This is a genomic window from Polyangium sp. y55x31 (genome assembly GCF_029946505.1).
Taxonomy (GTDB): domain Bacteria; phylum Myxococcota_A; class Polyangia; order Polyangiales; family Polyangiaceae; genus Polyangium.
In genome coordinates this window covers 698,600-710,939 of sequence record NZ_JARZHG010000002.1, presented here as the reverse complement: position 1 = coordinate 710,939, position 12,340 = coordinate 698,600, and the positions used below count along the sequence as shown (strand labels likewise).

Below are 12,340 nucleotides of genomic sequence, written 5' to 3'. Positions count from 1 at the left end.
CCCGTAGCCAGGGAGCCCAGGGGTTACCGGTCTCATCGAAATCACCCGTCCGGGGTGCACCCCCTGCGGCACGATCTTGGCGCTTCGAGGCAAGGCGAGCGCTCGATGTGCATGCCGCGTCGCGACAAATAACGCCCCGGATGGCCGAATCGAATTCCTCCGCTATCCTGGACCGCATCCTCATGTCCAGCGTGATACCCAGAGGCGGGCGAGACACACTCAGGCAGTCGCTCGTGGAGCTTCTCCCGGTCGCCGACGCCCTCGACGCATCGGACCTGCGGGATGCGGCCGAAGCGTGCATCGTGCTGCTCGACGCTCCGATGCGCGTCGATCAGAAGAGCCTCGCTCCTTTGCTCAAGCTCACGCACGAGCGCGCGGCCGAGGTCTTTCGCCGCGGCGCCCGGGACGCCGACGGCCCGCTGCGCGCCCGCCTCGAAGCCTGCCGCGCGCGCGCCGAGGCCCAGGCCAAGCAAATGCAGCAGTTCCTCCCCACTTTATTTTCCTGATTTCGGGTGGTGGGCCTTTCGTGGAGGAAGCTCGGTCTCCTCGGTCCCGCCATGCGTCTTTATCTGGCATTCTTTTGCATCGTCGCCGCGTGTGACGCGCCGTCGCGCCCCGACGCCGTCCTGCCCGCGCCGCTCACGAATCCGACGCCGGTTCTGGTTTCGCCTCCGCCTCCGAATCTGCGCGCGAATCTCCCTTCGCTTAAGGCGCCGCGCCCGCATCCGGCTTGCCCCGAGACCGTCGGGGTCTCCGAGGCCTGGCCGCGCCCGGACGGATTGGCGCGGGTCGTTCCTGCCAAACCCGGCGTGATCGGGCACATGGAGCAGGACTTCGCCGGTCGATCCGTCCGGCTGCGGTTCGTCGGGACGCACCTGTTCGATCTTCTCGACAAACTGCTCTACGAGGGAGGGCCGACCGAGCTCGATCGCCGCCGCGTCGCCTGCACCGCCCTCGACGCCGTGGCCCGGAGCGGCGCGCCCGTCGTGCGACTGTGGGGTTCGCTGAAGCAAACGGGCTCGCCGTCGGAGATCAAGCACGCCGCCGACATGCTCGCGCTCCTGCTCGACGAAAACGCGCGCCGCGAGCGGCCCTTGCGCTTCATCGTCACGCTGCAGAACCACCAGGCCGGCTACGGGGCCCCGGACAGCACGCGCTCGCTCGACGACCAGGATCCGAAGAGCCCCTTTTTTGCTCGACGTTTTTATCTCGAAGGCGGGTGGAAAGAAAAAGGCGCGGGCACCCTCGCCGAGCGCATCGAGGCCCTCGCGGCGAGGCCCGAAATCGCGGGGGATCCGGCGATCCTGGCCTTCGAGCTCGTCAACGAGCTCGATACCTTCCGGAACGTCGCGCGCGGCACCTGGGACGGGCCCGAAGCCTCCGCCTGGGTGAATGAATTCGTGCATCCGGCGCTCCGCCTGCTCGGCGAGCGTTTCCCGCACCCGATCCTGCTCGGCGACCTGCGCGGGCACGAGGCGTCTTACGTGTCCTTTCAGCGCGCGTGGATCGAGGCGCTGCCCGCCTCCCTGCGCGCGCGGCTCGTCTGGACGGCGCACGTGTACACGGCCGTCGCGCCTTCGAACAAGGACCCCGCGTTCGCCCGCGCGACGTGGAAGCTCGACCATGACCTCACGATCGCCCGGAGCCTCGGTTTGCCCTTCCTGCTCGGCGAGCTCGGCCAGCACGTGCCACAGAGCGCCCCGCGTTTTTGCCGCGGCGGCGCGAAGCACGACCTCGGGCAGCTCTTCGAGATCGTGCTCGGCCCGACCGGACCCCGCGCCGAGCGCCGCCCGATCGAGGCCGCGATCCTCTGGGGCGAGGGGCTCTGCGATCTCGACCTGGAAGGCGGCCGGACCATCTCGATCGGCGCGGGCGGCGACTCGGCGGACATCGGCCCGGACGAACCCTGGGCGCGCGAGCGGATCCGCGAAATCAGGCAGGATCCGCGATTTCGTGTGGAATGACTAACGGCAGCAATATTTGATGGCGCCTTCGAGCAGGACCGCGCCGCTCGGCGCGCCGCCCTGGGGGGACGTACAGGAGCCGGTGTAGGCGCTGGCTTCGAAGGCGAGGATCGAAAACGTGCCGGAATCGGCGAGCGTGGAAACGTCGACGCAGGTCTCGTCCGTGATGTTGATCGGGGGAGCCGCGTCGGCCCCCGATCCGGACGCGGTGCAACTGTTCGTATCGAACGCACGATAGGCGCCGCCCTCGCATCCGGCGCCCTCCAATGTGCACGTGCAAGCGCTGCAGGTCCGCGCGTCCTGCCCGCCTGCATACGCCGTCAGCGTCTCTCCGTCCCAGCCGCTCGGACATACGCCGCCGCCGCTGCTCCGCACGCAGATCCGCGCTCCGGGTTCGAGCGGCGGCGCGCAGGTGGAGCCCTCCGCGCAGCCAGTCGTCGCGGCGAGCTCGCAGGCCGAGACGATCTGCTGGAAGAGCTGCGGCTCCGTGAGCTCTCCGCCGCTCGCCACGCACGCGCCCTCCGATTGCACGGCGCCCGGGCCGATGATGCGGCAGCTCGCGGACGCAAGCGGGAACGGGCCGAACGGCGCGTCGCATTGCCCGACGTTCTGGAGCGTCGTGTTGACGGCATCTCCCGAGCAATTCTTGGAGGCCCAGCACCGGAATTTCGGCGGGGCGCAAGCGCCGTCCTGGACGTCGCCGCACGCGCAGGGCGTGCACGTCGCGGGCGCGGGGGACATGTAATGGGCGGAGCCCGAAAAGCCCGCGGGGCACGAGGGCCCGGACGTGCCGTCCCAGGCCGAGCGGCGGACCCAGAACGGGCCTTCCCAGCCGGGAGGAGCGTTCGGGACGCAGAGGCTCGTGCCGCAATCGGGGTCTTCGCAATCCGCGAGGCCGTCGCCGTCGTCGTCGACGCCGTCGCCGCAGATCTCGTCGCCGGACGCGAGCACGAGGTCCGGCTCGATGCTGCCAACGATCTGGCACCCGCCCAAAAGCGCGAAGAGCCCCACGAAAGTCCCGATCCGCCGGTTGTAAGCCATGTCGTGCCTCGCTCGGTGACCACCATACCCGATTCCGCGACGAGGGCGTTGCCAGAGCGAGGAGGCTCGACCTACAATCGAGCCGGGGTGGCTTTATTCGAAAGGCACCTTCCGCGGGTGGTGGGCCGGTTCCACGAGGCTCGCCGCTATGCGGGTGACGACTCCTTGGATGGTTGCTTGGGAGCACGATCGCATGAAGAAGCTGACAAACGAGCTCACTCGTCCTCGTAGACCTCGGCAGGTTCGGATGGCGGCCGCGGCGCTTCCCACAGTGGCGCGCCTCGCGCTCCGCCGTCGCACCTTCATGATGGGGCTCCTTGGCGGCGTCGCCGCGACGTTCGCGGCGGGGTGTGGCTCCGATCCGGTCGCGCAGGGCCCGGGGACGCCCACCGAGCCTTCCGGCGTATCCATCCCCGAAATCAGGGACGGCGAGGACGTCATCACGTACGTCACCCGCGTCAAAGGCAAGTACGACCACGAGTTCTACAAGGCCGTGATCGGCGCCGCCAACGACTTCAAGGAAGGCGACGAGGCGCTCGGGATCGCCGCCGTCGACGAGCTGTCGCGGCAGAACGCGCGCAAGCTGCTTTCGAACACGAAGATCGGCGATCTCGCGGATCGGCCGATGCTCGAGGACGCGGTCCATTCCCTCATCATGGAGGCGACCGACGCGCCCGCGCTCGAGGGCGTGCGCGCCTGGAAGATGGGGGAGCTCAAATCGTTTTTGCTCGAAAAGACCGAGGACGAGATCAAGGCCGTCATGGTGGGCCTGCCGAGCGACATCATCGGCATGATCGTCAAGCTCATGAGCAACGAGGAGCTCATCAAGGTCGGCCAGACGGTGTTCAACCCGCTGCCGGGCTCGAAGATCGGCGCCAAGGGCTACATGGGCGCGCGTATCCAGCCGAACTCGCCCACGGACGACACGAACGACATCATCTGGCAGGTCATGAACGGCTTCGCCTTCGCGGTCGGCGACGTCGTGCTCGGCAACAACCCCGTGTCGAGCGAGGTCCCGAGCGTGCACGCCATCGAGGAGGCGCTGAAGGACGTGCTCGTCACGTTCAAGCTCGAAGACACGCTGCCGCATTGCTGTCTCGCGCACATCGACGTGCAGGCCGAGGTGGAGAAGCAGTTCCCGGGCTCGACGGCGCTCTGGTTCCAGAGCCTCGGCAGCACGGTGGACGCGAACGCGACGTTCGACGTGACCGTGGAGAAGATGCTGAACCACGCGGCCACGCGCTCGGGCAAATACGGCCTCTACTTCGAGACGGGGCAGGGCGCGGACGCGACGAACGGCCACGGCGCGGGCTTCGACATGGTCGTGCACGAATCGCGCAAGTACGGCTTCGCGCGCGCGCTGAAGAAGAAGGTCGCCGCGGCGCAGAAGGCCGCGGGCAACCCCGAGGCGCCGTGGGTGCACCTGAACGACGTGGCCGGCTTCATCGGCCCCGAGGTCTTCCGCACGAAGGAGCAGCTCGTGCGCTGCTGCCTGGAGGACATCGTGATGGGCAAGCTGCACGGGCTGCCGATCGGCCTCGATATCTGCTCGACGCTGCACATGTCGGTCGATCTCGACGATCTCGACTGGTGCATCGACCAGATCATGCCGGCGAACCCCGCGTACCTCATGGGTTTGCCCACGAAGAACGATCCGATGCTGTCGTACCTGACGACCGCGTTCCAGGACCACGTCCGGATCCGCGAGAAGTTCGGCTACAAGGTCGACGACAAGATGTGGGCGTTTTTCCAGGAGCTCGGCGTGATCGACGCGCAGGGCAAGCCCACGCAGTACTTCGGCAACGTGAAGTACGTCTATGCGAAGTATCTGCAAGCGAAGGGGGATCCGCGCATGGTCGAGGAGATCATGAATGCGCAGGAGACGCTCGACGCGCTCGACGCCGTGAAGAAGCGGGGCGTGTTCATCGCCGAGGGCTACGGGGCAAACCCGTGGGATCTGAACCCCGAGCTCGATCAGTACATCCGCGCCCTCGTGGCCGACGGCAAGAAGAGCATCCTCGCCGAGCTCGATCCGGCGTTCGTCGCGACGATCCCGAGCGTGGTGAAGGTCTGGACGGGCGCGAAGGATCGCGACGATTACATCCTGCACCCGCCGACGGGCGAGCAGCTCAAGGAGGACGCGGTCCGCGAGGTCGCGAAGCTACGCGACACGCACGCGGCCAAGTACGACGTGCAGATCATGATTTCGGAAGGCCTGAACGCTTTCTCGATCTCGGATCCGGGCCACGTCGACAAGTTCCTGCCGGCGCTGCGCGCGGAGCTCGAAAAGGCCGGTTACAAGGTCGCGCCCGAGCACATCGTGTGCACGGCGGGGCGCGTGCGCGCGGGGTATCACGTCGGCGAGATTCTCTTCGGAAACCTCGCGGACAAGCAGAGCAAACGAGCGGTCGTGCACATCATCGGCGAGCGGCCCGGCAGCGAGCACCGCGCGTTCTCGGTGTACATGACGATTCCGACGGTCGCGTACTGGGCAGAGGCGGGCAAGGTCGACCACGACATCACGAGTGTCCTCGCCGGTCTCGCCGACACGACGTACGCCTCGAATGATCCGGTGGAGTCCGCGAAACAGGTGGTGACGCAGCTCAACAACCTGAAGTCGAAGTCGCTGCCCTGACGTCGCGCGAGGGGCTCGCCTTCCCGGGCGAGCCCCTCTCCGTGATCACTGCGGCAGCGCGATCGCCCGCAGCTCGGTGCCCGCCGCGTACGAATAACTCACGTACGAATCGAACCCGCCCACGGTCACGATGACCGGCACGCCGGCGACGACCCGGTGGACGCCATCGTTTTGCTTGCCCGGCAAGGTGATCACGAAGTTCGCGAGCCCCTGGATGAGCGGGAAGCTGAGCTGGCAGTTGTAGACGAGGAGCTCGGGTGGACTGCCGCCGCGCTCCTCGACCGTGAGGCCGTCGGCCGGGGTGATCTCGCAGGCGTCGGGGCCGAGGAGGATCTCGTCGAGCAGGACGCCCTGGTCGGCGGGCACGACGATCGAGATGTAATCGAATACGTATTTGTCGGGCGTGAGGAAGACGTAATCGGGCCGGGCCTGCTCGAGCGGGGGGACGATGAGCAGGCTCGGATCGCCGCCCGGCAGGCCGCGCCGCACGCCCGCGGCGTCCTGGCTGCCCATGATCTGCGCCACGATGATGGGCTCCGTGCTCTCGGCCGTGAAATTGCGATACGTCGTGACTTCGGCAGAATCCCCGAGCCATTTCAGCTCGATGACGTCGTAGGGCGGGGGCAGGCTCGTCGTGATCTTCGCGCCGGCCTTCGAGGCGGCGACGAAACGCACGTAATCGGGCTCGGGGACCTCTTCGATGAGCCCGCCGGCCTGCTTGACCATTCGCGTGCGGCTCGGCGTGTGCGGGACGGCGAACGATTTGCCGGCGGTGCGGATCGGATCGAGCTGATCTTCGAGGTGATCGGCGCAGCAGCGGCGATACGCCAGGGTCGGGAAATGGGGCGCGTCCGAGGCCTCGCCGCCGGTGAAGACCGCAATGGGACCGTTCGACTCGATGGTGCTGCCCGTGAAGTCGGCGTTGAAATCGCCGGTCTCCAGGTTGAGCACGTCGAACGCGTCGAGCTGCACCTCGATGATGCCGTTTTCGGGTGTCTCGGGCACGGGGCCGCCGCCCACGACCTTCGCCGTCGTCTTCACGCGCACGGTGGTGTTCGGCTGCGTGCCCACGACCGTGAGGAACGAGCGGAGGTTGGTCGGGTCGTTCGGGTTGAAGTTCGTGTCCGGATCGTCGGTCGCGGCGATCGTCTGCGGCCAGCCGACGACGACGTACGACGTGATGACGGTGTTCTCGACGCCGAACGAGAGCGCCTCGGTCGGCTTCAAGAGCGAGGCGTCGTTCGAGAAGACGTTGACGTTTTCCAGCGGGTTGAACTGGTACGCGACGACGGGGAAATCCGAGCGGACGCGGTAGGCGTGCCTCGTCAGCGCCGTGTGCGTGCCCGTGTCGTATTCGCCCTCGGGGCTGCCGTCGACCTCGCGCGGGCCGAGCTTGAAGACCTGGAGGTTCAGGGGCGCGATGACCGCGGTCGCGATGTCGTAAGGCGCCGCGGCGGAGCCGGGCAGGCCGTCGTCCTGCGCGATGTGCACGGAGACGGCGATGTCCGGATGCGGGTTCGAGACGACGACCGCGAACTGCTGCGCGGCCGCGTTGCTGGTCGCGTCGATCATCGCGTTGTCGAGGTCGACCGCCCAGTACTCGCAGCCGACGTTGCTCTTCTCGACGGTGGCGCGGCCGCAGAGGTCCACGCAGCTCCCGGCGCGGCAAGCGATGCCCTTCGACGGATCACACGTGTCGACGAGCGTCGCGGCGGTGCCGTCGGCGTTGCAGCGATAGGCCTCCTGTCCCTTGCAGCTCCCAGCATTCGGGATGCACGTGGTGCAGCGGAACAAGAGCGGCGCGCAGACGAGGCCCTCGGCCGCGCAGTCCTCGACGACGGTCCACGCCACGCCGGCGCCCGTGTCCGTGCAGCGCTCGAGCGCGGTCGTGCATCGTTCGAGGCCGACCTCGCACACGGGCGGCGGCGGGGGCTTCGGCTCGACCTCTTCCCAGCGGGTGGATTTGTCGAAGCAGCTCGCGACGAGGACCGTCGTGCCGAGGACGAGGGCGCCCGTGCCGAGCTTCCTCGAGCGCCTGGATCGCTCGTTCATGCGCGTCTCCTCGCAGAGGTCACAGGAACACGTTGAAGTAGTCGAGGGCGTAGGCGCTCATGCCGCTCGGTCGGATGTCGCGATAACGGAGCGCGCCGTAGGAGAAGTTGTCGACACGCGCGCCGTAGACGCCGATGGTGATGGGCCCCTTCGGCAGGCCGCCTTCGGGGAAGGGGAAGCCCGAGAGATCGGGGACCTCGACGGCGTGCGAGCCCTTGGGCACGACGACGGTCCAGCGAATGAGGCCGCCGCCGCTCGTGATGTCGTAGACCGAGAGGTCGATCGCCGAGCCACCCGCGCCGAACGTGGTGGCGAGGTGTCGCCCGTCCCAGGCCGCGCCGCTCGCCGGCGTGTTCAGCGTCGGCACGCCGACGAACCCGTCCACGACGAGGTTTTCCGCGGTGCTCGTGGTGAGCAGACGGCCGACGACGGACATCGGCGCCGAGGCCTGCGGGCCGGTGACCGCGCGGGCCGTGGAGATGTATGCCGCGCCGAAGAGCGAGCCGTCGAGCGCGGGCAGGCCGACGAACGGGATGGGCCCGGCGAGCGGGAGGAGCGGCGATTTCACGCCGGAAGGCAGGATCGCGTAGCCGTCGTTGCCGAGCATCACGGAGACCGTGGCGCGCACGCGATCCGGCCCCTTCGGCCCCGGCGCGGGCGGCGCGACGTCCATCGTGAGGGCTTGATCGAGGGTCCGATCCATCACGATGTAGACCTGATCGGTGAACGCTCCCGGCAGCACGCTCACGCCTTGCACCATGCCCATCGCGTACGCCGTGAACTTCGGCGACGCGGTGTTCGTGGTCTCGACGCCGGCGAGCGCGTAGAGCGCGCGGTTGCCAGCGCCGCTGCCGAGCTGGAACTGGTAGCCGATCTCGCCGGGCGCATCGGGGAGGATCGCGTTCGAGGGGTGCGGGAGCTGGAAGGTCGCGGTCGAGTCCTGGTTCGCGTGGAAGACGTACGCGGCCTGGCGTTCGCCCGGCGCGGGCGCGGGCACGTTGATCCAGGGTGATTTCTTGAACTCGACGTTGCCGGTCCAGACGAGCTCGCCGCGGATGCCGCCGCCGGCGCCGGGTTTGCCGCCGACGGGCGGAGGATCGCCGTCGGCCACGCAAGCAGGGCTCAAGACGGGGTCGAGGTAGACGGTGGCGGTGTCGACGGGGACGTCGACGAAGGTGATGGGGCTGTGGCACTTGGCCGCGATGGTCACGGTGCGCGGCCCGTCGAGCGAGGGATCGTCGAAGAGCGTCACGCCCGTGGAATCGGCCTGCTTCACGAGCGCGGACGGCAGATCGCTGCCCACGATCACGTGCGCGCCGGGGATCGGATCGCCCGTGAAATTGTTGTAGACGAGCACCTTGAGCTTGCCCGCGATCGGAGCGCCGGAGAGGCCGCCCTTGAAGCCGTTCGTGCTGTCCTCGTAGGTGTATCCGTCGAGCACGACGATCGGCTGGCCATCACCCGCGTCGACCGAGACAGGCTTCGCGCCGGGCGTACCCTTGGGGACCGTGCACGTGATCGACGTCGGTCCGTTGACGGTCTGCGTGGTGCAGGGTTTGCCCCCGATCTTGGCGACCGTTCCGGGCCCCCAGCTCGTGCCGTCGCCGACGATCTCGACGACGGTGCCGCCGGAGACGGGGCCACTCGACGGCGCCGCATACAGCGCGTCGTACGCGTATCCGCCGGGGAGCGAGCGGCGCGTCGATTCGTCGTCGCCCTTCTGCACGGTGAGCGCGACCGGGCCCGCGGAGCCCTTCGGCGCGACGATCTGCAGGCGGGTCGGATCGATCGGCACCATCGTGGACGTGTCGGCCTCGACCTCGCCGAACCAGACACGCGTGGCCGCCGCGAAGCCGTTGCCGCGGATGAGCACGCGCTGGCCGCCGGTGAAGGGGCCGTGCGTGGGATCGGCGCCGAGCACGGCGTAGGGATCCGTGTTCGGAATCTCGGGCGCAGCGTCGATGGGCGGCACGCCTCCGTCGAAATTGATGAGCGGATCGTCTCCGTCGCCGTCGGTCTGGCGACGGATGCCCTCGGGCGCGCCGGCGATACACGCGGAGGCGGTCAGCGCGAAGAGCAAAAAGCCCCGGAGGAGCAGCTTTCTCGGGCTGGCGTTGAGGTCGCGCACACGGCGAGTGTACGCGATGCAGGCAGGTACGGGCGAGGCTCGGCTCAGGGATCCTTGCCGCCGATGAGGCCGAGGCTCGCTTGTTTCTCGGCGAGCGCTTTCACGTCGGGCTCGATGTCCTCGAACGGCTCGTTGAACTGGATGGCGACGGCATACGGCCAGATGTCCGAGACCTCGACGCTGCGCCGCTCGTCCCGTACGACGCGGCCCTTCACCTCGCGAGCGTGGTTCGGATCGCCCGTGAGGTAGAGCGAGAGCGTCACCTCGTCGCCGATCTTCACGCGCGCGCGGGTGAGCAAAAGGGCGCCCGAGACGCTCAGATCGCGGATCACCGCGGTGCGCTTGTTGCCGTTGCCCGTGTCGACGTGGGCGGGAAAGACGGCCATGTGCCGCAACGCGGTGCGGCGGTCCGATGCGGGGCCCGACACGGGGCCTTCGGAAAGCGGTCCTTCTTCTTCACGATCTTGGTTGCTCATGGGCGTACCTCGGCGCGCGCTCGGGGAGCCATCTTCCCGCGGGAGCGTCGCTCGTGACAAGGCCGAACGCCCGAGGCGATCCTGGGGGGGGTCTCCTAGCCCCGCGCGACCTCTTCCCGATCGCCCCTGCCGGCGAGCCGCGCGACCGTGTCGAGCAGCGTCCCGAGGTCGAAGGGCTTCTTCAGGAACGCCGCGCACCCGAGCTCCTGGGAGAGCCTCCGCCCCTCGGCTGCGCTCATCATCACGACCGGGATCCCCCCGAGCGACGCGTCTTCCCGCATCAGCCGCAGCATCTCGGCCCCATCCACGACGGGCATCATCCGATCGAGCAGCACGAGATCGGGCCTCGATTCGGCGATCCGCGCGAGCCCTTCGCGCCCGTTCGAGGCCGTGATCACGCGGTAGCCCTCCGCGGTCAGGAGGTCGCTCAGGACGTCGACGATGTCGAGTTCGTCGTCCACGACGAGGATCGTCTTCACGCGCTCCCCCGGAGGCGCCTTCGCGCGCTCGGTCGCTCCACCTCGATCCCGTGGCTCGAAATGCGGAGCCGCCGCAAGGAGGGATCGTGCTTGCCGCCCGCGACCTTGCGCGACGCGACGTACCTGCGCATCCGCCGCCCTTTTTCTTCCTCTTCGAGGACGATCACGTTGTCGACGAACGCGGCCTGAGGGACCGAGCACGGGCTCGGCGCGCGCTCCCACGGGGAGAGCGTCTCCGTGAGAATCGTGGTCGCGCCGCGCCTCGCGAGCTCGGCCCAGAGCGCTGCGTGAAAGCGATCGAGTCGCTCGACGTCCGTCACCATGTTGCGGAAGCCGCGGAGTTCGTCGATGAACACGCGCTTCGGCCCCTCCTCGCTGACTTCCTCGAGCAGGCGCCACGCGACTGCGTCCGCCGTACCCTCGGTAGGGGGATACCATAGCATCGTCAGCTCGGAGCGATCGAGCGCGCCCTGGGCGTCGAGCCCGATGCCTTTTGCGGCCTGGACGATCCGCGCGGGCGCCTCGCCGAAGCCGAGGTAAATCCCGCGCTCGCCGTGGCGGATGCCCTCGAGGAGGAAGCTCACCCCGAGCAACGTCTTGCCCGTCCCGGGCGCTCCCGCGAGCAAGGTGGACGAGCCGGCGAGGACGCCGCCGCCGAGCATCGCGTCGAGCCCCGGCACGCCGAAGCCGAGCCGCCCGTGCGGGGGCAGCACGGAGGGCGGCTGGAAAGGCCAGGCTTCGAGCCGCGGATAGACGTGCATGCCCTTTGCGTCGATGTCGATCGCGTGCGCGCCGAGCGCGTACTTCGTTGCCCGCATCTTCTCGACCACGAGCTCGCGCACCGAGCGCGCGCCGGCGCGGCGTTTGTCCAGGGTGATCAGCCCGTCCACCGTCGCCTGTTCGGGCCGCGGCAGGTCCGAGGCGCGTTGCGTGGCGAGCAGGAGCATCGTGCAGCCGGTCAGGCTCGCCGAGGTCGAGAGCGTCAGCAAAAACCGCTTGAACACGCTCGTCGTGGGGGCGAACTCCTCCGCCGTGCCGAGCCCGTCGAGCACGAGGAACATCGCGCCGTGCTCCCGGATCGTACGGCCGAGCAGCTCGAGCAGGCCGTCGAGCCCGCTCTGTTCGAGCACGCCGTAGCCGCTCATGTAGACGATCCGGTGGGGCACGAACGCCGGGTCGAAGAACTCGAACCCCGCGAGATGCGCGAGCATGCGGGCGTGCGCCTCGGCGAGCAGCGTGACGTACACGGCCGTCTGGCCCGTGGCGGCGCGGCGGAAGGTGATCTGGTTGGCGAGGATCGTCTTGCCGCTGCCGGGCGGTCCCACGACGAGGTGGACGCTGCCGGCCAGGAAGCCTCCGCCGAGGACGGTGTCGAGGCCTGCGATTCCTGTCGGAATCCGGTCGAGGCTGGATCGCTCGGCGTCATCCTGTTTCATGGCGTTCCCCTGGGATGCCGGTGGTCCGTCCGTCGTCGCGTTTTCCCCCGTACGGATAGCGCGTGAGGAGGTTCACCGCGAGGAACCGAACGAAAGGCCCGTTCCTTCCGTTGACAAGCCCCATTTCGC

General features: G+C 68.5%; 9 protein-coding genes. 3 read left to right on the top strand and 6 right to left on the bottom strand.

Annotated features, from left to right (window positions below; genetic code table 11):
• The first annotated feature begins 233 nt into the window (after positions 1-233).
• Together QHF84_RS05970 and QHF84_RS05965 are read left to right on the top strand one after the other, a co-directional pair.
• Entirely contained in the window at positions 234-506 is a 273-nt protein-coding gene (locus QHF84_RS05970) for a hypothetical protein (RefSeq protein WP_281312201.1), read from the top strand.
• 51 nt (positions 507-557) lie between these two features.
• Positions 558-1,964, top strand: a complete 1,407-nt coding sequence (locus QHF84_RS05965; protein ID WP_281312200.1) for a hypothetical protein — start codon at positions 558-560, stop codon at positions 1,962-1,964.
• Here QHF84_RS05965 and QHF84_RS05960 read toward each other — a convergent pair whose 3' ends face one another.
• On the bottom strand, positions 1,965-3,005 hold the full coding sequence (locus QHF84_RS05960) for a hypothetical protein (protein WP_281312199.1): 1,041 nt from the start codon (positions 3,003-3,005) through the stop codon (positions 1,965-1,967).
• Between the two features lie 193 nt (positions 3,006-3,198).
• On the opposite strand from QHF84_RS05960, the gene eutB reads away from it, so the two are divergent.
• Positions 3,199-5,640, top strand: a complete 2,442-nt coding sequence (gene eutB, locus QHF84_RS05955; RefSeq protein WP_281312198.1) for an ethanolamine ammonia-lyase subunit EutB — start codon at positions 3,199-3,201, stop codon at positions 5,638-5,640.
• A 45-nt stretch (positions 5,641-5,685) separates the two neighbouring features.
• Here eutB and QHF84_RS05950 read toward each other — a convergent pair whose 3' ends face one another.
• The 5 genes from QHF84_RS05950 to QHF84_RS05930 all read right to left on the bottom strand — a co-directional run bounded on the left by QHF84_RS05950 (position 5,686) and on the right by QHF84_RS05930 (position 12,211).
• Entirely contained in the window at positions 5,686-7,692 is a 2,007-nt protein-coding gene (locus QHF84_RS05950) for an IgGFc-binding protein (protein WP_281312197.1), read from the bottom strand.
• Positions 7,693-7,711: 19 nt separating this feature from the next.
• Positions 7,712-9,820, bottom strand: coding sequence for an IPT/TIG domain-containing protein (locus tag QHF84_RS05945; protein ID WP_281312196.1), 2,109 nt, complete (start codon positions 9,818-9,820; stop codon positions 7,712-7,714).
• Positions 9,821-9,864: 44 nt separating this feature from the next.
• Positions 9,865-10,296, bottom strand: coding sequence for a PilZ domain-containing protein (locus tag QHF84_RS05940; protein ID WP_281312195.1), 432 nt, complete (start codon positions 10,294-10,296; stop codon positions 9,865-9,867).
• Between the two features lie 95 nt (positions 10,297-10,391).
• Positions 10,392-10,775: a response regulator gene (locus QHF84_RS05935; RefSeq protein WP_281312194.1), complete on the bottom strand. Its 384-nt coding sequence runs from the start codon at positions 10,773-10,775 to the stop codon at positions 10,392-10,394.
• Positions 10,772-12,211 carry an ATPase domain-containing protein gene (locus QHF84_RS05930; RefSeq protein ID WP_281312193.1) on the bottom strand — a complete coding sequence of 480 codons (1,440 nt, stop codon included), beginning with the start codon at positions 12,209-12,211 and terminating at the stop codon, positions 10,772-10,774. Before QHF84_RS05930 ends, QHF84_RS05935 begins: the two co-directional genes overlap by 4 nt.
• Between the last annotated feature and the right edge of the window lie 129 nt (positions 12,212-12,340).